The organism is Nocardioides rubriscoriae, from assembly GCF_008087085.1.
GTDB classification, from domain to species: domain Bacteria; phylum Actinomycetota; class Actinomycetes; order Propionibacteriales; family Nocardioidaceae; genus Nocardioides; species Nocardioides rubriscoriae.
Genome location: NZ_VIYJ01000002.1, coordinates 157,332 through 178,205, shown reverse-complemented (window position 1 = coordinate 178,205; position 20,874 = coordinate 157,332). Strand labels below are relative to the sequence as shown.

22 protein-coding genes are annotated in these 20,874 nt (G+C 73.4%); 8 read left to right on the top strand and 14 right to left on the bottom strand.

The genetic code is table 11. The features are described from left to right. Positions 1–18: 18 nt before the first annotated feature. Positions 19–855, top strand: coding sequence for a septum formation family protein (locus tag FZC61_RS04175; RefSeq protein ID WP_246142512.1), 837 nt, complete (start codon positions 19–21; stop codon positions 853–855). Next, positions 848–1,702, top strand: a complete 855-nt coding sequence (locus FZC61_RS04170) for a septum formation family protein (RefSeq protein ID WP_148612848.1) — start codon at positions 848–850, stop codon at positions 1,700–1,702. Before FZC61_RS04175 ends, FZC61_RS04170 begins: the two co-directional genes overlap by 8 nt. Before the next feature lie 119 nt (positions 1,703–1,821). On the opposite strand, the gene era is transcribed toward FZC61_RS04170, so the two are convergent. The 9 genes from era to FZC61_RS04125 all read right to left on the bottom strand — a co-directional run bounded on the left by era (position 1,822) and on the right by FZC61_RS04125 (position 11,244). Further along, positions 1,822–2,778, bottom strand: a complete 957-nt coding sequence (gene era / locus FZC61_RS04165) for a GTPase Era (RefSeq protein WP_148612846.1) — start codon at positions 2,776–2,778, stop codon at positions 1,822–1,824. Further along, on the bottom strand, positions 2,775–3,491 hold the full coding sequence (locus FZC61_RS04160) for a siderophore-interacting protein (RefSeq protein WP_148612844.1): 717 nt from the start codon (positions 3,489–3,491) through the stop codon (positions 2,775–2,777). The genes era and FZC61_RS04160 overlap by 4 nt, the downstream gene beginning before the upstream one ends. Before the next feature lie 22 nt (positions 3,492–3,513). After that, a complete protein-coding gene (locus FZC61_RS04155) occupies positions 3,514–4,806 on the bottom strand; it encodes a class I SAM-dependent methyltransferase (protein WP_342780309.1) in 1,293 nt (430 codons plus the stop codon). Between the two features lie 7 nt (positions 4,807–4,813). Continuing rightward, positions 4,814–6,199: an FAD-binding oxidoreductase gene (locus FZC61_RS04150; RefSeq protein WP_211357084.1), complete on the bottom strand. Its 1,386-nt coding sequence runs from the start codon at positions 6,197–6,199 to the stop codon at positions 4,814–4,816. 117 nt (positions 6,200–6,316) lie between these two features. Continuing rightward, complete coding sequence (locus FZC61_RS04145; RefSeq protein ID WP_148612842.1) at positions 6,317–6,685, bottom strand: cytidine/deoxycytidylate deaminase family protein; 369 nt, start codon at positions 6,683–6,685, stop codon at positions 6,317–6,319. A gap of 4 nt (positions 6,686–6,689) precedes the next feature. Then, positions 6,690–8,393 (bottom strand): signal peptide peptidase SppA, encoded by a 1,704-nt coding sequence (sppA, locus tag FZC61_RS04140; RefSeq protein ID WP_148612840.1) that lies wholly within the window; start codon positions 8,391–8,393, stop codon positions 6,690–6,692. Positions 8,394–8,437: 44 nt separating this feature from the next. Continuing rightward, positions 8,438–9,763 carry a hemolysin family protein gene (locus FZC61_RS04135; RefSeq protein ID WP_148612838.1) on the bottom strand — a complete coding sequence of 442 codons (1,326 nt, stop codon included), beginning with the start codon at positions 9,761–9,763 and terminating at the stop codon, positions 8,438–8,440. Positions 9,764–9,773: 10 nt separating this feature from the next. Further along, positions 9,774–10,223 carry an rRNA maturation RNase YbeY gene (ybeY, locus tag FZC61_RS04130; protein ID WP_148612836.1) on the bottom strand — a complete coding sequence of 150 codons (450 nt, stop codon included), beginning with the start codon at positions 10,221–10,223 and terminating at the stop codon, positions 9,774–9,776. A gap of 7 nt (positions 10,224–10,230) precedes the next feature. After that, positions 10,231–11,244: a PhoH family protein gene (locus FZC61_RS04125; RefSeq protein ID WP_148612834.1), complete on the bottom strand. Its 1,014-nt coding sequence runs from the start codon at positions 11,242–11,244 to the stop codon at positions 10,231–10,233. 173 nt (positions 11,245–11,417) lie between these two features. Between FZC61_RS04125 and FZC61_RS04120 the strand changes: the two genes are divergently transcribed. Further along, positions 11,418–11,702 carry a hypothetical protein gene (locus FZC61_RS04120; RefSeq protein ID WP_148612832.1) on the top strand — a complete coding sequence of 95 codons (285 nt, stop codon included), beginning with the start codon at positions 11,418–11,420 and terminating at the stop codon, positions 11,700–11,702. Positions 11,703–11,745: 43 nt separating this feature from the next. On the opposite strand, the gene FZC61_RS04115 is transcribed toward FZC61_RS04120, so the two are convergent. Continuing rightward, positions 11,746–12,087: a histidine triad nucleotide-binding protein gene (locus FZC61_RS04115; protein ID WP_148612830.1), complete on the bottom strand. Its 342-nt coding sequence runs from the start codon at positions 12,085–12,087 to the stop codon at positions 11,746–11,748. 133 nt (positions 12,088–12,220) lie between these two features. Here FZC61_RS04115 and FZC61_RS04110 point away from each other — a divergent pair, with 133 nt between their 5' ends. Beyond that, positions 12,221–13,150 (top strand): Gmad2 immunoglobulin-like domain-containing protein, encoded by a 930-nt coding sequence (locus FZC61_RS04110; RefSeq protein WP_170285974.1) that lies wholly within the window; start codon positions 12,221–12,223, stop codon positions 13,148–13,150. A gap of 7 nt (positions 13,151–13,157) precedes the next feature. Here FZC61_RS04110 and FZC61_RS04105 read toward each other — a convergent pair whose 3' ends face one another. Genes FZC61_RS04105 through hrcA form a run of 3 tightly spaced genes read right to left on the bottom strand, consistent with a single transcriptional unit; the run spans position 13,158 to position 16,155 of the window. Beyond that, positions 13,158–13,898: a 16S rRNA (uracil(1498)-N(3))-methyltransferase gene (locus tag FZC61_RS04105; protein WP_148612827.1), complete on the bottom strand. Its 741-nt coding sequence runs from the start codon at positions 13,896–13,898 to the stop codon at positions 13,158–13,160. Positions 13,899–13,910: 12 nt separating this feature from the next. Continuing rightward, entirely contained in the window at positions 13,911–15,062 is a 1,152-nt protein-coding gene (gene dnaJ, locus FZC61_RS04100; RefSeq protein WP_148612825.1) for a molecular chaperone DnaJ, read from the bottom strand. Positions 15,063–15,120: 58 nt separating this feature from the next. Beyond that, entirely contained in the window at positions 15,121–16,155 is a 1,035-nt protein-coding gene (gene hrcA / locus FZC61_RS04095; RefSeq protein WP_148612823.1) for a heat-inducible transcriptional repressor HrcA, read from the bottom strand. 221 nt (positions 16,156–16,376) lie between these two features. On the opposite strand from hrcA, the gene FZC61_RS04090 reads away from it, so the two are divergent. From FZC61_RS04090 to FZC61_RS04080, 3 genes are read left to right on the top strand one after another with little or no spacing between them, the layout of a single operon-like run. Beyond that, positions 16,377–17,234 carry an MBL fold metallo-hydrolase gene (locus FZC61_RS04090; RefSeq protein WP_148612821.1) on the top strand — a complete coding sequence of 286 codons (858 nt, stop codon included), beginning with the start codon at positions 16,377–16,379 and terminating at the stop codon, positions 17,232–17,234. A gap of 55 nt (positions 17,235–17,289) precedes the next feature. After that, positions 17,290–17,493: a hypothetical protein gene (locus tag FZC61_RS04085; protein WP_148612819.1), complete on the top strand. Its 204-nt coding sequence runs from the start codon at positions 17,290–17,292 to the stop codon at positions 17,491–17,493. A gap of 35 nt (positions 17,494–17,528) precedes the next feature. After that, complete coding sequence (locus FZC61_RS04080; protein ID WP_148612817.1) at positions 17,529–18,362, top strand: DUF3097 domain-containing protein; 834 nt, start codon at positions 17,529–17,531, stop codon at positions 18,360–18,362. Here the strand turns inward: FZC61_RS04080 and hemW are convergent. Next, positions 18,346–19,554: a radical SAM family heme chaperone HemW gene (gene hemW, locus FZC61_RS04075; RefSeq protein ID WP_148612815.1), complete on the bottom strand. Its 1,209-nt coding sequence runs from the start codon at positions 19,552–19,554 to the stop codon at positions 18,346–18,348. The genes FZC61_RS04080 and hemW overlap by 17 nt on opposite strands. Before the next feature lie 309 nt (positions 19,555–19,863). On the opposite strand from hemW, the gene FZC61_RS04070 reads away from it, so the two are divergent. Beyond that, the gene (locus FZC61_RS04070; protein ID WP_148612813.1) at positions 19,864–20,805 is read left to right on the top strand and encodes a PDDEXK family nuclease; all 942 of its coding nucleotides are present in this window, start codon (positions 19,864–19,866) and stop codon (positions 20,803–20,805) included. The last annotated feature ends 69 nt before the right edge of the window (positions 20,806–20,874 follow it).

Genomic DNA, 20,874 nt, shown 5'->3' with positions numbered 1-20,874 from the left:
CAGGTAGCATCGCCCCTCGTGGCAACCCGGGAACGCACGACTCGCGGCAGGACGTCGGCAGCGGCGGCCGCCCTGCTCGTGCTGCTCGGCTCGGGGCTGTCGGCGTGCAGCGACCCGGCAGGGCCGGCCCCGGCCGGCGCCGACCCCGAGCAGGTCGACGCGGTGGAGGCGCCCGCCCTCGGCGCGTGCCGTCAGCTCACGCTGACCGACGTGTCCGCACCGACCAACGCGACCCGGGTGGTCGACTGCAGCGCCAAGCACACGGCCGAGACCTTCGCCGTGGGCGACCTGCCGACCGGGCTGCGCGACGCAGCGTACGACTCGCCCGAGGTGGGGGCGTTCGCCTACGACACGTGCAGCTCCGGGCTGCAGACCTTCCTGGGCGCCGACGAGAGCACGGCGATGCGCACGGTGCTGAGCTGGGCGTGGTTCCGGCCCTCGGAGAAGGCGTGGGACGCCGGCGCCCGCTGGTACCGCTGCGACGTGGTCGGCGGGGGCGAGCAGAGCGCGTCGCTGGTCACCCTGCCCGAGACCGCCCGCGGCCTCCTCGAGGGACGGCCCGACGACCGGTGGGTCGCCTGCGTCGACGGCCCCTCGGTGGCCGACTCGGTCAAGATCCCGTGCAGCCAGCCCCACACCTGGCGGGCGGTGACCACCATCAAGCTCGGCGAGGTCGACGACCCCTACCCGGGCGACCGGCTCTCCGAGGTCCGCTCGCGCGACTTCTGCAAGAAGTCGGTGCAGGCCTACCTCAACTACCCACCCACCTTCAACTACGGCTACACGTGGTTCCACGAGGCCGAGTGGGCCGCCGGCAACCGCCGCTCGGTGTGCTGGGCCGCGACCGATGAGTAGGCGACAGAGCGCGGCGACCGCCCTCGCGGCGGCCCTCGTGTCGGTCGGCGCCTCGGGCGTCCTCGCGGGCTGCTCCGGTGACGACCCGACCCCCGCACCGACCGCGACACCCACCCCGAGCGCGACGCCCACGCCGACGCCGCCACCGCGGGCCACCCCGGTCACCGTCCCCGCGGACGACGCCTGCTACCGGTTGACCTACCGCCAGGCCGTGTCACCCACCAACGGCGAGTCACCGGTCCCGTGCACCGCTCCCCACACGGCCCAGACCTACCAGGTCGGCCGCATCGACAACGTCGTCGGCGGCCACCTGCTCGCCGTCGACTCCGACCGGGTCCAAAAGGACGTGGCGCAGACCTGCCCGGCCGCCCTCGGGGCGGTCGTCGGCGGCACCTTGCAGGACCAGCGCCTCAGCATGCTGCGGTCGGTCTGGTTCACCCCCAGCCTCGAACAGGCCGGCAAGGGCGCCGCCTGGTACCGCTGCGACGTCGTCGCGCTCGCCGGAGCCGAGGACCTCCTCGACGTCCGCGGGTCGTTGGCCGGCGTGCTCGACACCCCCGCGGGACGAGACCGCTACGGCATGTGCGGCACCGCCAGTCCTGCCGCCCGCACCTTCGAGCGCGTGCCCTGCAGCGCCCCGCACACCTGGCGCGCCTTCTCGGTCATCGCCCTCGACCCCGGTCGCTACCCCGGGGCGCCGGCCGTCGACGACACCGGGGCCGCCTGCGAGGACGCCGCCGCGGGCGTGGCCGCCGACCCGCTCGACTACGAGTGGGCCTACGAGGGCCCCGACGCCGAGCAGTGGGCGGCCGGCCAGACGTTCGTCCGGTGCTGGGCGCCTGACTGAGGTCGACCCGGACCGCCACCCACGGTGGTCGAGGAGGTCGCCCTGGCGACCGTCTCGAGACCACACCAGCCGCACCGGGGGCGTGGCCCGCCGCTGCCCTCGTGCGCCTCCGGCGCCGGCTAGAACCCCAGCTTGCGCAGCTGGCGCGGGTCGCGCTGCCAGTCCTTGGCGATCTTGATGTGCAGGTCGAGGTAGACCGGGGTGCCGAGCAGCGCCTCGATCTGCTGGCGGGCGCGGGTGCCGACGTCCTTGAGGCGGGCGCCCTTGTGGCCGATCATGATGCCCTTCTGGGAGTCGCGCTCGACGTAGAGGTTGGCGTGGATGTCGAGCAGCGGCTTGTCGGCGGGACGGTCCTCGCGCAGGTTCATCTCCTCCACGACGACGGCGATCGAGTGGGGCAGCTCGTCGCGCACGCCCTCGAGCGCGGCCTCGCGGATCAGCTCGGCGACGATGATCTCCTCGGGGGCGTCGCTCAGGTCGCCGTCGGGGTAGAGCTGCGGGCCCTCGGGCAGCAGCCCGACCAGGAGGTCGGCGAGCAGCTGGACCTGGTGGCCGGCCTGGGCCGAGACCGGGACGATCTCGGCCCAGTCGGTGCCGGTCTCGGCCCCGAGGGTCGCGATGTCGAGGAGGTGCTGGCCCAGCTGCTCGGGGGTCGCGAGGTCGGTCTTGGTGGCGATCGCGACCTTGGTGGTGCGCTTGACCTTGCCCATCTCCTTGACGATGAAGCGGTCGCCGGGACCGATCTTCTCGTTGGCCGGAAAGCACACGGCGACCACGTCGACCTCGGCGAGCGTGGTCTTGACCAGGTCGTTGAGCCGCTCGCCCAGCAGCGTGCGCGGCCGGTGCAGGCCGGGGGTGTCGACCAGGATCAGCTGGGCGTCGGGCCGGTGCACGATGCCGCGCACGACGGTACGGGTGGTCTGCGGCTTGGAGCTGGTGATGACCACCTTGCTGCCCACCAGCGCGTTGGTCAGCGTCGACTTGCCGGCGTTGGGCCGCCCGACGAACGACGCGAAGCCGCTCTTGTGGGCCTGCAGCTCGGGGGCCTCGGGGGCCTCGGGGGTGGGCTCGGTCATGGTCTCGTCCCTGTCTCGGTCTGTCGCACGGGGTCGACGGCGCGGGGTTGCCGGCCGGCGACCGCGCGCCAGTAGCCCATCACGTCGTACGCCGTGCTCGGCAGCTGCCGCTCACGCATCAGGTGCTTGCGGATCGCCCGCATCTGCGCGGACTCCCCCGCCATCCAGAAGTAGCCGTCACCCTGCGGCCAGACCAGGTCGGAGACCACGTCGGCCAGGCGGCTCTCGCCGTCACCGGGCTGGCCGAGCCAGTCGACCTCGGCGGCCGGGAGATAGGTCGACATGTCGTCGGGCACCTCGGCCCAGATGCGGGTGGGCACCTCGACGGTCTCGGCGATGCGGGCGATCGCGGGCAACGCGGTCAGGTCGCCGACCAGCATCAGCCACGCAGCGCCCTCGGGCATCGCGAAGGAGCCCTTGGGCTCGGTGATCGTCACCGTGTCGCCGACGCACTGCCCCGCGGCCCACTCGGTGACCAGGCCGACGTCGTGCACGACGACGTCGAGCGTGAGTCGCTCGCCGTCCCACGCGCGCACGGTGTAGTAGCGGCTCTGGAACTGACCGGGCACCACGAGCCCGACCCACTCGTCGGGGATGCCGGTGCTGGTGAACCCGGCCAGCCCCGACCCGCCGAGCACGAGCCGGACGAGGTGGGCCGCCAACGGGGTCCGCGACAGCACCTCTGCCTCGAACGTCGCTGCCTTGGTGCTCATCGGGTCGAGACTAGTGGGTGCGTCAGGAACCCCAGGTCGGGCGCAGCGCGAACCCGTCGGCGCCGTCGTCGGCGGTGCGCACGGCGAGGACCTGGTGGAGCTGGACCTCGTTGCGCTCGAAGCCCACCCGGCAGGCCGCCATGTAGAGGCCCCAGACCCGGGCGGTGCCGAGGCCGACCTCGGCGACGCACTCGTCCCAGTGCTCGACCAGGTTGCGGTTCCAGTCGCGCAGGGTCAGGGCGTAGTGGTGGCGGAGGTTCTCGGAGTGCATCACCTCGAGGCCGGCGTCCTGGGCCTCGGTGATGATCCGGCCCGAGCCGGTGAGCTCGCCGTCGGGGAAGACGTAGCGGTCGATGAACGCGCCGGTGCGGGCGGGCAGGTTGTTGTGACGGGTGATGCAGTGGTTGAGCAGCCGCCCCTCGGGGCGCAGCTTGTCGCGCAGGAAGGAGAAGTAGGCCGGCATCTGCTTGACGCCGATGTGCTCGGTCATCCCGATCGACGACACGGCGTCGAAGCCGTCCTCGAGCACCTCGCGGTAGTCGAGGTGGCGCACCTCGGCGAGGTCGCCGAGCCCGGCGGCGTCGATGGCCTGCTTGGCCCACTCGGCCTGGTGGCGGCTCAGGGTCACGCCGAGCGCCTTGACGCCGTACTCCTTGGCGGCGTGCATGACCATGCCGCCCCAGCCGCAGCCCACGTCGAGGAGCCGCTGGCCGGGCTGCAGGTCGAGCTTGCGGGCGACCAGGTCGAACTTCTCGGTCTGCGCCTCCTCGAGCGTGGCGTCGGCGGTCGGGTAGACCGCGCAGGTGTAGGCCATCGAAGGGCCCAGGACGTGGCGGTAGAACGCGTTGGACACGTCGTAGTGGTGGGAGATGGCCTCGGCGTCGCGGCTCAGCGAGTGGCGGACCCCCTCCATCACCCGGCGCCAGCGCGGCAGGTGCTCCTGGGGCGGCGGGGGCGGCGGCTTGAGGTTGGAGAGGCCGAGCCCGCGCACGATCGTCACCAGCTCGGACGCCGACGGCGCCCGGAACTTGGTGTGGTCCTTGAGCTTCTGCATCACCTCGTAGGGGTTGCCGGGGTGCTCGCCGTGGACGACCAGGTCGCCCGCGACGTAGGCCCGGGCCAGGCCCAGGTCGCCGGGGGCGGTCACGAGGTACTGCAGGCCGCGCTGGTTGACCAGCTCGAGACCGATCTCGGCGTCCTCGGGACCGGCGGCGCTGCCGTCGTAGGCGGTGAAGCGCAGCGGCATGCCGCCGCGCGTGAGATCGGCGACCACGTCGGCGATCTTGAAGGAGGGGGTGGGCAAGAGCGTGCTCACTTTCGGCTCAGAGACGGCGGACCGTCTTGTCGTAGAGGTCGGTCAGGCGGTGGTCGGGGTCGTGGCGCGCCTTGACCGCGGCCACGTGCGGCCCGTTGTAGAGGTCGTCGAAGGTCTCGCGGTCGTAGAACGCCTCGGAGTAGAGCGACTTGTGGCCGCCGAGCTCGTGGACCTTGGCCTCGATCGCGCGGTTGCGCGGGGCGTCGGGAGCGTCGGGACCGACGTGCACGGTGCCCCAGAAGCCGACGTTGACGTAGGGCTCGCCCGCCTCCAGGGGGTACGCCGGCCACGAGCGTCGGGCGACCAGCGGGCACAGCCACACCGGGCGCATCCCGACCTCGGCGTCGAACCACGTCAGGAACTCGGGCAGCCGGGCGCTGGGCACCTCGATGTCCTGCACCACGCGCTCGCGCCGGGGCCGGCCGGCGCGGCGGTCGAGCCGGTCGGCGATGTCGAAGCGGCGGTCGAGCCCGAGCAGCTTCATGTAGACGTCGGAACGGCGCAGCGAGCGCGGCCAGAACCGGCGGATCCGGGGGTTCTGCGCACCGAAGGCGCCCGAGCACCAGAACCAGTCGGTGTCCCAGCGCCACAGGTAGTCGTACATCGTGAGCAGGTCGGTCTCGCGCTCCTGCAGGGAGCGGAAGAACACCTGCTGCCCCGCGTAGTCGGAGGCCGGGCCGCGGTGGCCGCCGTGACCGACGTCGTCGGTCCAGCGCGCGAGCGTGAGGTAGAGCTCGTCGGGCGAGAAGGCGACACCGTCGAGGCCGTCGACCGGCTCGCCCTCGTGCTCGCCGCTGGCCACGATGGCCTCGATGGTCTTGGTGAGCAGGGCCGCGTCGTCGAAGCGGACGTGGCGCAGGGCGACGTAGGCCGCGACGGGCTCGAGCTCGATGCGCAGGCGGGTGGCGTAGCCCAGGGAGCCGTAGGAGTTGGGGAACGCGTCGAACAGCTCGTCGCCGGGCCGGGTCGTCACGACCTCGCCGGCACCGGTGAAGACGTCCATCTCGAGGACCGACTCGTGCGGGAGGCCGTTGCGGAAGCTCGTCGACTCGATGCCCAGGCCCGTGACCGCGCCGCCCAGGGTGATCGTGCGCAGCTGCGGCACGACCAGCGGGATCAGGCCGTGCGGGAGCGTGGCGTCGACGAGGTCCTCGTAGGTGCACATGCCCTGGACCTCGGCGGTGCGCGCCACCGGGTCGACCTCGAGGACGCCGGTCAGGCCCGAGACGTCGAGGCCCGGGGCCGTCGTGGTGGACCGCACCCGGAACAGGTTGGTCGTCGTCTTGGCCAGGCGCACCGGCTGCCCGACCGGGATCGCGTCGTACGACGCGGCGAGCCGTGCGACCGCCTCGTCGTGCTGTCGCCAGATGTCTGCGTGGTCCCGATCCCTCACTCCTCGCAACTTACTCCCGCGGCCGGGCCGATGCACCGTGGGTATCGGGGGCGGGTCGGACGACGAGAGGTTGGCCACTCCGGTGGTCCGTGCCGACCACGCGCCGCCGGCGCGGGGTCAGGGGCCGACGAGGTTGCCGCGCGCGTCGGCGAGGTGCACGACGACGTCGGGTCCGGCGTACTCCTCGAGGACGGCACGGTCGGGCAGGGTGAGCTCGGTGGCGTCGCCCAGCACCACGACGGCGGCCAGGCCCCGCGAGCCGGACGCGACGGCCATCGCGACGCACACCTGGACCGCGGTCAGCTGCAGCGCGGCGAGGTCGACGGTCGCCGCCGCGTAGGTGCGACCGTCGTGGTCGCGCACGGCCGCGCCCTCGGCGGCCTGGGTGCGGGCCCGGGTGGCGCGGGCCAGGGTGACCAGCTTGGCGTCCTCGGCGCTCAGCTCGGCCACGGGCTCGCTGGTGGGTTCGGTCGTGGGCTCGGTCATGCGCTCAGCCTAGGGAGAGCCGCAGCGGCATCGACAGGACCCCGTGGGGCACCGCGATCCCGACCGAGGCGCCCAGCCGTTCGAGCAGCGCCTCGGGACCGGTGGGGAGGACGGCACGCGCGGCCGCCGGCGACTCGCTGGACTCGGCGGGCCGCAGCCGCTGCAGCCACTCGACCGGCGAGTGCGACGGCTGGCGCACGTCGTCGGGGTCGAGCCCGGCCAGGGCGCAGGCGCGCTCGAGGGCCAGGCGGGTGCCGCCGAGGTGGTCGACCAGGCCGCGCTCGTGGGCGTCGGTGCCGGCCCAGACCCGGCCCCGGGCCAACGGCTCGAGGACGGCGAGCTCGAGGCCGCGGTCGGCGGCGGCCTTGGCGGTGAAGTCGGCGTAGACCGCGTCGAGCCAGGCGTCGAGGACCTGCCACTCGTCATCGGTGAACGACCGGCCCGGCGCGAGGAACCCGGCGCGCGGCCCGGAGTCGATCGGCTCGCGCACGATCCCGGCCCGGTCGAGGAGTCGCGCGACGACCATCTTGCCGGCCAGGACGCCGATGGAGCCGGTGAGCGTGGTGGGCTGCGCGACGATCTCGTCGCACGGCATGGCGACGAAGTAGCCTCCCGACGCGGCCGCGGTGCCCATGGTCGCGACGACCGGGCGCCCGCTCTCGCGCAGCCGGAGGACCTCGCGGCGGATGGCGTCGCTGGCGACGTAGGACCCGCCGGGGCTGTCGACGCGCAGCACAACCGCCTCGACGTCGTCATCACGGGCAGCCTCGCGCAGCCGGGCCCCGACCCGGTCGGCGCCGGCCTGGGCGCCCGTGCCGGGGCCCAGGACGATCGGACCCGTCACGTCGACGACGGCCACCACCGGTCGGTGCCGGTGGGTCAGCGCACCGAGCCGGTCGGCGGCGCCGGGGCGCTGCCGGTGCGCCCACCGCTGCACGAAGACCGGCACCCAGGCGGGCGTCCAGGTCTCGCGGGCGTGGGCGTAGACCTCGTCGCGGTAGCCGACGCGGTCGACCAGCCCGGCCTCGAGGGCCGCCGCTGCAGAGAGCGGTGCTCTCGCCATGGCCCCGCGCACGTCGTCGGTCGTCAGCCCGCGGCGTACGGCGACCCGGGCGACGGTGTCGTCGACGACGGCGTCGGCCAAACGCTGGACCATCTCGCGGTTGGGGGCACTGACCTCGGTCGCGGCGAACTGGTCGGCGGCCGACTTGTACTCGTGGCGCTGACCGAACTCGGGGTCGACCCCGAGCCTCTCCAGCCCGCCGCGCAGCAGGGTGATGCCCAGGTGCACGCCGGTGAGGCCGAGTGCTCCCGACGGCTGCACCCACACCTCGCGGGCGTTGACCGCGAGCCGGTAGCCGACCAGCCCGCTGGAGAGCTCGCCGAAGGTCGCCGTCCACGCGATCGACGGCTTGTCCTGCGAGAAGTCGGCGATCATCGCCCCGACCTCGTCGGCCAGGGCCGGCGACAGCGGGCAGGTGCCGACGTGGACGAGCAGCCCGAGGACGTCGTCGTCGGCCGCGGCCCGGCGCAGCCCGTCGCCGACGGAGCGCAGGCCCGGCGCCTGGCGCTGGCGCAGCGCCTCGAGCGGGTTGCGGGGCGCTCCGGCCTGGACGCCGTGGCTCAGGTCGAGCTCGAGCACGGTCCGGGGGCCGTCGGGCCGCAGTCCGGTCAGCAGGCGCAGGCCGGGCAGCGTGGCGGGGTTCATGCCTCAGGAGCCTAGACAGGCGCCCCAGCCACGTGGGCTGTCTCCTAGGCGTCGACCGAGGCCGGGTCGGGGGAAGCCTCGACGGGCTCGGCGACGACGCGGCGGATCAGCACGGTGCCGATCTTGTTGCGGCGCCCGGCGGTGTCCTCGGCCTCGAAGCGCAGCCCGTGGGCCTCGACGTAGGAGCCGGGGATCGGGACCCGGCCGAGGTGCTTGGCCATCAGGCCGCCGACGCTGTCGACGTCCTCCTCCTCGACGTCGAAGCCGAAGAGCTCGTCGAGGTCGTCGACGGGGTAGCGCGAGGACACGCGGTAGCCGGCGGGACCGCCGTCGGGCCCCAGCGGCAGCGCCTCGACCTCGATCTCGTCCTGGTCGTACTCGTCGGTGATCTCGCCGACGATCTCCTCGAGCAGGTCCTCGATCGTGATGAGGCCGGCGGTGCCGCCGTACTCGTCGACGACCACGGCGATGTGCTGGCGCCCGGCCTGCATCTCGCGCAGCTGGTCGTCGACGGGCTTGGACTCGGGCACCCAGGCCACGGGTCGCATGACCTCCTCGACGTGCTGGGTCAGCTCGACGTCGGGGGCCTCGAAGTCGCGGCGCACGATGTCCTTGAGGTAGGCGAAACCCCTGATGTCGTCGAGGTTGTCGCCGATCACGGGCAGCCGCGAGAACCCGCTGCGCAGGAACAGCGACATGGTCTGGCGCAGGTTCTTGTAGTGCTCGATGTAGACCACGTCGCCGCGGGGCACCATCACCTCGCGCACGGTCGTGTCGCCGAGCTCGAAGACGGAGTGGATCATCTTGCGCTCGTCGGCCTCGATGAGCGCGGAGGCCTCGGCGATGTCGACCATCTCGCGCAGCTCGGTCTCGGACGCGAACGGCCCCTCGCGAAAGCCCTTACCCGGGGTGATCGCGTTGCCGAGCAGGATCAGCAGTCCGGACAGCGGTCCGAGCACGGTCGTGAAGGCGGCCAGCGCCCCGGCCGACCAGAGCGCGACCTGCTCGGAGTGCTGGCGGCCGAGGGTGCGCGGGCCCACGCCGACCACGACGAACGAGACCACGAGCATCACGCCGATCGCGAGGAGCACGCTCACCCAGCGTTCGCCGTCGAGGGCCCGGTCGAGCTCGAGGGTCACGAGCACGGTGGCCGAGATCTCGCAGAGCAGGCGCAGCAGCAGCGCGGTGTTGAGGTGGCGGGGTGCGTCCTCGAGGAGCACCACGAGCCGCGTGGCACCGGCGCGCTCGTCGTGGACGAGCTCCTGCGCACGGGCCTTCGAGAACGACCCGAGGGCGGCGTCGACGGCGCTGAAGACGCCGGCCAGGACGATCAGCAGCGCCGCGACCAGCAGGGTGAGGGTGCCGGTCACCGCGTGGCCCTCATCGGCTGCGCCACTCCGCGAGCAGCTGGTCCTGGAGCCCGAACATCTCGGCGTGCTCCTCGGGCTCGGCGTGGTCGTAGCCGAGCAGGTGCAGGATGCCGTGGGTCGTGAGCAGCTCGATCTCGGCGAGGGTGCCGTGGCCGGCGGCCTCGCCCTGGGCGGCGGCGATCTGCGGGCACAGCATGATGTCGCCGAGCACGCCCTCCTCGGGCTCCTCGTCGACCAGACCGGGCCTCAGCTCGTCCATCGGGAAGGCCAGCACGTCGGTCGGGCCCTCCTTGTCCATCCACTTCTCGTTGAGCTCGGTGATGGTGGCCTCGTCGACGGCCTTGATGCACAGCTCGGCCAGCGGGTGCACGCGCATGGCGTCCATGACGAACCGGCTGAGCTGGGCCAGGTGCTTGACGTCGATGCCGGTGCCCGACTCGTCGAGGATCTCGATGGTCATGCGCGGCTCACCGTCGCTGCTCCTGGGCCGTGCTCAGCCCGCCGCGCTGGTCGAACTCGTCGTAGGCCGCGACGATCTTGCCGACCAGCCGGTGGCGTACGACGTCGTGGGCGGTCAGGCGCTGGAACGAGATGTCGTCGACGTCGTCGAGGATGCCCTCGATGATGCGCAGGCCCGACTTGACGCTGCCCGGCAGGTCGACCTGGGTGATGTCGCCGGTGACGACGATCTTGGAGCCGAAGCCCAGGCGGGTCAGGAACATCTTCATCTGCTCGGGCGTCGTGTTCTGCGCCTCGTCGAGGATGATGAAGCTGTCGTTCAAAGTCCTACCGCGCATGTAGGCCAGCGGCGCCACCTCGATGGTGCCGGCGGCCATCAGCTTGGGGATCGACTCGGGGTCGACCATGTCGTGCAGGGCGTCGTAGAGCGGGCGCAGGTAGGGGTCGATCTTCTCGCTCAGGGTGCCGGGCAGGTAGCCGAGGCTCTCGCCGGCCTCGACGGCCGGGCGGGTGAGGATGATCCGGTTGATGTCCTTGGCCTGCAGCGCCTGCACGGCCTTGGCCATCGCCAGGTAGGTCTTGCCGGTGCCGGCGGGGCCGATGCCGAAGGTAATGGTGTGCTTGTCGATCGAGTCGACGTAGCGCTTCTGGTTGAGGGTCTTGGGGCGGATGGAGCGACCGCGGTTGCTGAGGATGTTGAGCGACAGCACGTCGGCGGGGCGCTCGGTGGTCTCGGTGCGCAGCATCTCGATCACCCGCTCGACGGTCTCGGACGTGACGCCCTGACCGGTGCGGATGATGGTGACGAGCTCGTCGAGGAGCCGCTCGGCGAGGGCGACCTCACCGGGTTCGCCCTTCATCGATATCCGGTTGCCGCGCACGTGGATCTCGGCCTCGAAGCCGCCCTCGATGATCCCGAGGTACTCGTCGCCCGGGCCGAGCAGGCTCACCATGTTGATGCTGTTGGGGACCACGACGGTGTGCCGCGTCTGGAAGTCAGCAGAGGAGTTCGAGTCAGTCATGGGTGCCCGGGGCGGGCGGCCTTTCGTCGTGGAGTCGGATCCTTCATCCTACGTCGCCCAGGCCTGCGGGCGCCTGCGAGATCCTCACCGCTCGGGGTGGGAGTGGGCCCCGACACGTGTCCGTCCCGGCGAACGCACAGCGCCCGCACGGCCCGGGGGCATACGGTGGGGCCATGCGGGATGACTCCGTCGACCGGTTCGACGAGTTCGACGAGTTCGACGAGGACTACGGGCCCGACGACGAGACCCCGCCCTACTGGTTCCCGGGCGGGCACCTCCCGCCCGACGCACGCACGATGGGCCTGACGCACCACGTCCCCGACGGTGCGCTGCTCGACTTCGCCGGCAACCTCGACGGCACCAAGCCCCTGCACCGGATCACCGCCTGGGTGCTGCTGGTGGTCTTCGGGCTGCCGGTCGTCTTCGCGCTGATGCGGGTCTGGTACGCCTTCACCTGACGGTGGGCCGGGTCGGACCCGGTGGTCGAGCCTGTCGAGACCCTCAGCCTGGCGGCCAGCCGAGCGCACGCCCGGCGAGCAGGTGCAGGTGGGTGTGGAAGACCGACTGCCCAGCACCGGCCCCGGTGTTGAGGACCAGGCGGTAGTCGTCGGCGTACCCCTCGGCGACGGCCACGGCCGCGGCGGTGCGGACCAGCTCGGCCATGGCCTCGGGGTCGCCGGTGGCGAGCTCGGCGGCGTTGGCGTAGTGGTCACGCGGCACCACGAGCACGTGGGTCGGGGCCTGGGGGGCCAGGTCGCGGAAGGCGACGGTGCGCTCGGTCGTGTGCACGACCTCCGCGGGGATGTCGCCGGCCACGATCTTGCAGAAGAGACAGTCGTCCACCTCGCCACCGTAGACCCCGCGGGAAACCGCCGGGCCACCTCGCGCGTCGAACTAGCGTGACGTCGCGGGCCCGGGCCTCGACACGCGCACGATCACCGTCGAATAGCCGCCCGTCGACAGGAGGATGGACGTCATGAACCTCAGGACACGCACGGCCGCGCTGACGCTCGCGGTGCCCCTCGGCCTGGGCCTCCTGGTGGGCTGCGGCGACGACGACACCGAGCCGACGTCGTCGGGCACGGCCTCCGACCCCGGCGGGGCCACCAGTGCGCCGAGCAGCCCGAGCACGCCCTCCAGCGCCGAGCCGTCGTCCGCGACGCCGACCGAGTCCGGGTCCGGCACCGTCGCCGCGCCGGTCTACTTCACCGGCGAGACGCCGATGGGCCTGCGCCTGTACCGCGAGTTCCGCCAGGTCGAGGGCGACAACCCGCTCGAGGAGGCCGCCGCGCTGCTCGTCGCCGGCGACGCGCTCGACCCCGACTACGGCACCCTGTTGCAGGGCGTGACCATCTCCTCGGTCAGCCAGGAGGACGGCGCGATCGTCGTCACCCTGGGCGAGGACTCCCCGCTGACCGCCGGCAAGGGCACCTCGGCGCAGGAGGCGCGCCTGGCCGTCCAGTCGCTGGTCTACACGCTGCAGGGCACCGCCCAGACCCGTGACCCGGTGCGCGTCCGGCTCGCCGACGGCAGCCCCGCCGACCTGTTCGGCCAGCCGACCGGCGAGGGCGTCGAGGCCGCCCCCGAGCTCCAGGTGCTCTCCCTGGTCAGCCTGACGACCCCGCAGGAGGGCGCCACCGCGTCCGGCACCCTCGACGTCGAGGGCGTGGCCGCGTCGTTCGAGGCGACGGTGCCCTACGCCGTGCTCGACTCCACGGGCCGCGAGGTGCTCAGCGACTCCACGATGGCCGAGCAGTTCGGCGACAGGCTCTACCCCTTCAGCGTCCAGGTCGACATCAGCGCGCTGCCGCCCGGTACCTACACGCTCGTGGCCCGCACCGACGACCCGTCCGGCGGCGAGGGTCCGGGCGCGTTCGAGGACACCAGGACCTTCACGGTCGACTGACCGGCAGTCAGGACCAGCGGTCGGTGCGCGACAGCAGCGCCGAGACCGCCGCCACGCCTGCGGTCGAGGTGCGCAGCACCTCGCTGCCGAGGCGTACGACGTGGGCCCCGGCCTCGCTGAAGGCGGCGACCTCGGCGTCGGTCAGGCCGCCCTCGGGCCCGACCACCACGACCACCCGACCGCTCGCCGGGACGTCGAGGGAGGCCAGCGGCACCGAGGCCTCCTCGTGGAGCACCACGGCGAGCTCGGCACCGGCCACGAGCGCGACGGCGTCGGGGGTCGTCGCCAGCGGTGTGACCGTCGGGTGCCAGGGTCGGCGGGCCTGCTTGGCGGCCTCACGGGCGGTCGAGCGCCAGCGGGCCAGGGACTTGTCGGCGCGCTCGCTCTTCCACACCGCGACCGAGCGCGCGGCGGCCCACGGCACCACGGTGGCGACACCGACCTCGGTCAGCACCTCGACGGCGAGCTCGCCCCGCTCGCCCTTGGGCAGGGCCTGGACCACCACGACCTGCGGCGACGGCTCGGGCTGCCGGGTCACCTCGTCGGCCACTACCTCGAGCAGGCGCTTGCCGGTCGCCACGACCGTGCCGAGCACCGACGTGCCCGCGCCGTCGGTGAGCACGACCTGCTCGCCCGTGCGCAGGCGGCGTACGGCGACGGCGTGGTGGGCCTCGTCGCCCTCGACCGCCACGGTGTCGCCCGCGGCGACCCCGTCGAGCGTGGGGACCAGGTGGACCGGCAGCGACACGTCAGGGCCCGGTCAGTGGCCGAAGAGGCGCCCGAAGACGCCCTTCTGGTGCGCCTTGACCTGACCGGTGGGCTGCTCCTCGCCGCGCAGGGCCGCGAGCTCGCGCAGCAGCTCCTCCTGGCGGGCGTCGAGACGCGTGGGGGTCTCGACGATGGTCGTGACGACCAGGTCGCCGCGACCGCCGCGCAGGCCGGGCACGCCGCGCCCGCGCAGGACCTGCTCGGTGCCCGACTGGGTGCCCGCGGCGATCTCGAGCTCGAAGGAGGTCTCGACGCCCGAGCCCGCGCCGTCCTCGACGTCGGCCTCGAGGGTGGGCAGCGTCAGGGTCGTGCCGAGGGCCGCGGCGCTCATCGGCAGGGTGACGGTGCAGTGCAGGTCGTTGCCCTGGCGCACGAACGTCGGGTGCGGCGCGACGTGGATCTCGACGTAGAGGTCGCCGGGCGGGCCACCGCCGGGGCCGACCTCGCCCTGCTCGCCCAGCTGGACGCGGGTGCCGGTGTCGACGCCGGCGGGGATCTTGACCGTCAGGGTGCGGCGCGAGCGCACCCGACCGTCGCCGGAGCACTCGCGGCACGGCTCGGGGATGATCGTGCCGAAGCCGCGGCACGCCGCGCAGGGCCGCAGGGTGCGGACCTCGCCGAGGAACGAGCGCTGCACGTGGGCGACCTCGCCCTGGCCGCGGCAGGTGTCGCACGGGACCGGACTGCTGCCCGGGGCGGCCCCGTCGCCGTGGCAGGTCTCGCACAGCACCGCGGTGTCGACCTTGAGCTCGCGCGAGACCCCGAACGCGGCCTCGGCGAGCTCGACCTCGATGCGGATCAGGGCGTCCTGGCCCCGGCGTACGCGCGAGCGCGGGCCGCGGCCGCCGCCCGCACCGCCCTGGCCGCCGAAGAAGGCGTCCATGATGTCGGTGAACGAGAAGCCGGCGCCCTGGCCGAAGCCGGCGCCGCCGAACGGGTCGCCGCCGCGGTCGAACGCCGCGCGCTTCTGGGGGTCCGACAACACCTCGTAGGCGGCCGTGACCTCCTTGAACTTCTCCTGCGTCGTGGGGTCGGGGTTGACGTCGGGGTGCAGCTGACGCGCGAGCTTGCGGTAGGCCTTCTTGATGGTGTCGGCGTCCGCGTCGCGGGCGACCCCGAGGAGGGCGTACGGGTCCTGGCTCAACGGCTTTCCTTCGTGCGTGGGTGGGTGTGTGACGGCGGTACGACGGGCTGAGGGTCGGTCAGGACTCGTCGAGGATCCGCGAGACGTAGCGGGCGACGGCGCGGACGGCGGCCATGGTGCCGGGGTAGTCCATCCGGGTCGGGCCGACGATGCCCAGGGTGGCCAGGGCGTCGTCGTGGGGGCCGTAGCCGGTGGCCACGACGCTGGTGGCGGCGAAGTCCTGCATGGGACCCTCGGCGCCGATCCGGACGGTGACGGTGCCCGACGGGCTGGCCTCGCCGAGCAGCTTGAGCAGCACGACGTGCTCCTCGAGCGCCTCGAGCACGGGGCGCACGGCCGACTCGAAGCTGTCGCCGTAGCGGGCGAGGTTGGCGGCCCCGCCGACGGCGACGCGCTCGTCGGAGCGGTGGTCGCTCATCGCCTCGACGAGCACCTTGACGACCCGTGCCGTGTGGTCGACGGGCTCACCGGGGGTCTCGCCCACAGGCTCGTCCTGGAGGGCCTTGAGCGCGGTGACCGCCTCGGCGATCACCTCGCCGGTGGCGGCGAGGTTGACGCGGCTGCGCAGGCGGGCGAGGTCGTCGTCGCTGATCGGGGACGCGAGCTCGACCACGCGCTGCTCGACGCGGCCGGTGCTGAGGATCGCGACCGCGAGCAGGCGCTCGGGGGTCAGGGCGACCAGCTCGAGGTGACGCACCGTCGAGCGGGAGAGCGTGGGGTACTGGACGACGGCGACCTGGCGGGTCAGCTGCGAGAGCAGCCGGACGCTGCGCGAGACCACGTCGTCGAGGTCGACGGCCCCGTCGAGAAAGCTGGCGATGGCGCGCTTCTCGGCGGCGCTGAGGGGCTTGACCGACCCGAGCCGGTCGACGAAGAGCCGGTAGCCCTTGTCGGTGGGGACCCGCCCGGCGCTGGTGTGGGGCTGGGTGAGGTAGCCCTCGTCCTCGAGGGCGGCCATGTCGTTGCGCACCGTGGCCGGCGACACGTTGAGGCCGTGGCGCTCGACCAGCGCCTTGGAGCCCACCGGCTCCTCGGTCGCGACGTAGTCCTGGACGATCGCCCGCAGCACGGCGAGCCGTCGTTCCTCCTGCACCGTGACCTCCTCGCTGCTGCGTCCGTCGCGTGGACCTGCACCGGGGGTGCTGGCACTCCCCCGTATCGAGTGCCAAGCCTACCGCTCCGGCGAACCGGCCCGGACGACGTCCGGGTGACCCGGCGCGCGACGACCGCCGACGAGCTGGGCGACCTGCTGCGCAGCGTGCTGGACGCCGGGCTCTGCCAGCCGCGGACCGGCCCCCTCCTAGGGTGAGAGACATGCCGTTCACCGAGGTCGCCGACCGGGTCTGGGTCGCGCGCTACGCGTGGTTCGACGTCAACGTGACCGTCGTGGGCGGCGAGCGCGGCCTGCTCGTCGTCGACACGCACGCCTCCGAGGTCGCGGCGCGCGAGGTGGTCGACGACGTCCGCGCGCTCGGCGCGGGCGAGGTCGTCGCGGTGGCCAACACCCACGAGCACGTCGACCACTGCTTCGGCAACGGCACGCTGCGCGCGGCGTACGGCGCGGTGCCGATCCACGCCCACGAGGCGGCCGCCGCCGCCCAGGAGGCGTTCGTCGGGCAGGAGGGCGGCTTCGACCCCGACGACCGCGACCCGCGCGCCGCCGAGGTCCGCGCGACGACGCTGGTGCCCGCCGACCACACGTTCTCCTCGGCGCGCGTCGTCGACCTCGGCGACCGGTGGGTCGAGCTGCTCCACCCCGGTCGCGCCCACACCGCGGGCGACCTCGTCGTCCGGGTGCCCGACGCCGACGTGCTCCTGGCCGGCGACCTGGTCGAGGAGTCCGCCGCGCGCGACGCCACGCCCGGCTTCGGGCCCGACTGCTGGCCGTTGGAGTGGCCCCTGTCCCTCGACGTGGTGCTCGGCCTGACGACCTCGGCGAGCGTCGTGGTGCCGGGGCACGGCGCCGTCGTCGACCGCGAGTTCGTCGAGGTGCAGCGCAACGACATCGGCATCATGGCCGAGACCCTGCGCGACCTCGCCGGTCGCGGGGTGCCCGTCGGTGAGGCCCTCGCCGCCGGCGAGTGGCCCTTCCCCGCCCACCACCTCGTCGACGCCGTACGCCGTGGCTACGAGCACCTGCCGCGCGCCCAGAAGCGCCTGCCGCTGCTCTGAGCCGGCCGCCCGCACAGGTGGGCCCGCCGCCCGCGGCCCGGCGTAGGTTCGGCCCATGAGCGAGTCCGAGACCGACCCGACCCCCGAGGCCATCGACGACGACCAGCTGCCCGAGGACCTGCGGCCCGACGACAACCCGCTGGCCGCGGGGCTCGAGCCCGGCGAGACCGTCGAAGGCCTGCTGACCGACGGCAAGGGCGCGGAGGACACCGAGGACGGCGCGTCGGACGGGTCACAGGACGCCGACGGCGCGTCCTGACCGTCGTCGGGCCCGGGCGCGCCTAGCGTGTCCGGGTGGATCGCTATGGCTCCGACGTCCTGGCCGGTGACTGGCGCGTGCCCAAGCGGGGGCGCGCCACCGAGGCCACGGCCGACCTCGGCCTGGTCGTCGAGGAGGTCATGACCGACTTCGTCGGCGAGATCGTCGCCGTCGACCGCGACCTCGGCACCCTCACCCTCGAGGACCGCCGCGCCAAGCGCCGCACCTTCCCGCTCGGCCCCGGCTTCATGCTGGAGGGAAAGCCGGTGGTGCTGGCCGCGCCGGTGCACCGCAAGGCGCCGGTCAAGGCGACCCGGACGGCGTCCGGCTCGGTCGCCGTGCACGGCGCGACCGCGCGGGTCGCGCGGGCCAGCCGGATCTTCGTGGAGGGCCGTCACGACGCCGAGCTCGTCGAGAAGGTGTGGGGCGACGACCTGCGGCTGGAGGGTGTCGTGGTCGAGCTGCTCGACGGCGTCGACCACCTCGAGGAGGTCCTCGCGCGCTTCGGTCCCGGGCCCGACCGCAAGGTCGGGGTGCTGGTCGACCACCTCGTGCGGGGCTCCAAGGAGCAGCGCATCGCCGGCCGGGTCGAGGGCCCGCACGTCCTGGTCGTGGGCCACCCCTTCGTCGACATCTGGGCCGCGGTCAAGCCCGACCGGATCGGCCTGGAGCGCTGGCCCGACGTCCCCCGCGACGTCGAGTGGAAGAAGGGTGTGTGCGCCGCGCTCGGCTGGCCGCACGCCGAGCAGGCCGACATCGCCCGCGCCTGGAAGCACATCCTGGGCCGCGTCGACTCCTACGCCGACTGCGACCCGGCCCTGCTCGGGCGGGTCGAGGAGCTCATCGACTTCGTCACAGCAGACGTCTGACGACCGCGTCGGCCAGCAGCCGGCCCCGCAGCGTCAGCACCACCCGCCCGTCGGCCACGGTGGCGAGGCCGTCGGCCACGACGCCCTCGACCGCCGCCCGTCCGTCGTCGTCGAGGACGCCGAGCGCCAGCCCTTCGCGCAGCCGCACCTCGAGCAGCACGCGCTCGACGCGCCGCGTGGCGTCGTCGAGGACCTCGCGGGCGTGCACCGGGCTGTGCCCGGCACCCAGGCGGGCGGCGTACGCGGTGGGGTGCTTGACGTTCCACCAGCGGGTACCGCCGACGTGGGAGTGCGCGCCCGGCCCGACGCCCCACCAGTCGGCGCCGCGCCAGTAGGCCATGTTGTGCCGGCAGCGGGCCTGGTCGTCGCGGGCCCAGTTGGACACCTCGTACCAGCCCAGCCCGGCCGCCGACAACCGTTCGTCGGCCGCGACGTACTTGTCGGCGAGGTCGTCGTCGTCGGGCATCGGCACGACCCCCCGGCGTACCTGCCGGGCCAGGGCGGTGCCGTCCTCGACGATCAGCGCGTAGGCCGACACGTGGTCGGGCGCGCAACCGAGGGCCGCGCCAAGCGTGGCGTCCCAGTCGGCCAGGGACTCCCCCGGCGTGCCGTAGATCAGGTCGAGGCTGACCTGCTCGAACCCCGCGGCGCGCGCGTCGTCGACCACGCGCGGCACCCGCTCGGGGTCGTGGGTGCGGTCGAGCACCCGCAGCACGTGGGTGACCGCCGACTGCACGCCGAAGGAGATCCGCGTGAAGCCCGCCTCGCGCAGCGCCTCGAGGTCGGCGCGGGTCACGGAGTCAGGGTTGGACTCGGTCGTGACCTCGGCGCCGGGCGCCAGCCCGAACTCCGCGTCGATCGCGGTCAGCACCGACGCGAGGTCGCCCGGCGGGAGCAGGGTCGGGGTGCCGCCGCCGAGGAAGACCGTCTCGACGGGCAGGTCGCGCTGCCCCAGCACCCGCCGGGCCAGCCGCACCTCGTCGACCGCCTGGGCGGCGTACGTCGCGCGCGAGGCACCGGGGCCGAGTTCGTCGGCGGTGTAGGTGTTGAAGTCGCAGTAGCCGCACCGCACCGAGCAGTAGGGCACGTGGACGTAGAACGAGAACGACTGCGCACCGAGCCGCTCGAGCGACGCTTCCGGCAGCGAGCCGTCCTCGGGCGCCGGGTCTCCGACGGGCAGGGCTGACGGCACTCCTCCAGTCTGGACCACCGGGTCGTCCGCCTCACGGTGAGCCCCGGGTCACGCTCGGGCGGACGACCCGCGCGACGGCCCGGCCCGGCGGGGAGCGAGCTGCGGCCGGGGCCGGCGTGGCCCGGTTGCCCCGGGCGGTCCGGACCCGGCCGCGGGCCCGGTCGTCCGCCCAGCAGTGACCTGTGGCTCACGCTCAGGCGGACGACCCCGCCCTGGCCGGCCAGGGCGGGAGGTGGCCCTCCGCGGACCACGGACCGGGCCTGTGGATGACTGGCGCGCGAAGCGGGCGAGATGCTGATGATCGGGGGCATGTTCATCGTGAGGTCCAAGGACGCGGCCTGGCGGGCCCTCGCCGCGCAACAGCTCGACCTGGTCGCCCGCCGCCAGCTCAACGAGCTCGGCTACGACCGGTTCTACGTGGCCGCCCAGGTGCGGGCCGGACGGTGGCGGCTGGTCGCCGACGTCGTGGTCGCGACCGTGACCGGCGCGCTCAGCCGCGACCAGCTGATGTGGGCGGGCGTCCTGCACGCCGGTCCGGGCAGCGCGGTCGCCGGCCGCAGTGCGCTCGAGCTCGCCGACCTGAGCGGCTGGCGTGAGGACGACGTCCACGTGTCCCTCGCCAAGAGCCACGACCTCGAGCCGCTGCCGGGGGTGAGCTTCCGCCAGACCCGGCGCCCGATCGACACCTTCGTCACCCGCAGCACTCGTCTGCGCGGCCTCCCGGTGTGGAAGCCCGCACCGGCAGCGCTCCTGGTCGCCGGCTACGACCTCGAGCCGCGACCTGCCTTCGGCCTGCTCGCCGCCACCGTGCAGCAGCAGGTGGTCGCGATCACCGACCTCGAGCGGGCGATCAAGCGGCTCCAACCGCTGCGGCGGGCCAAGGCGTTCCGCGGCTACCTGGTCGACTTCGCCGGTGGTGTCGAGTCGACCGCGGAGCGTGACGTCGCCACGATGTGCCGCCGCGCCCGTCTTCCCCTGCCCCAGCGCCAGACCCGACGCAAGGACGCCAGTGGTCGCTGGCGCTACACCGACTGCGAGTGGGTCACCTCGCTGGGCCGGGTCGTGGCGCTCGAGGTCGACGGAGCCTTCCACCTCGACGCCGACACCTGGATCGACGACATGCAGCGCGAGCGCGACATCGTGACGACAGGCCCCACGGTCATCCGGTGCTCGGGCTACGACCTGCGCGAGACCCCGGACGCGGTCGCCCGCAGCCTGCAGCTCCTCGGCGTCCTACCGCTCGCGGCCTGACATGCCCCCGGGGCGTCCGCTCGGGTCGTCCGCCCGAGGGTGCGCCAGGACTCCCCCTGCGGCGGACGA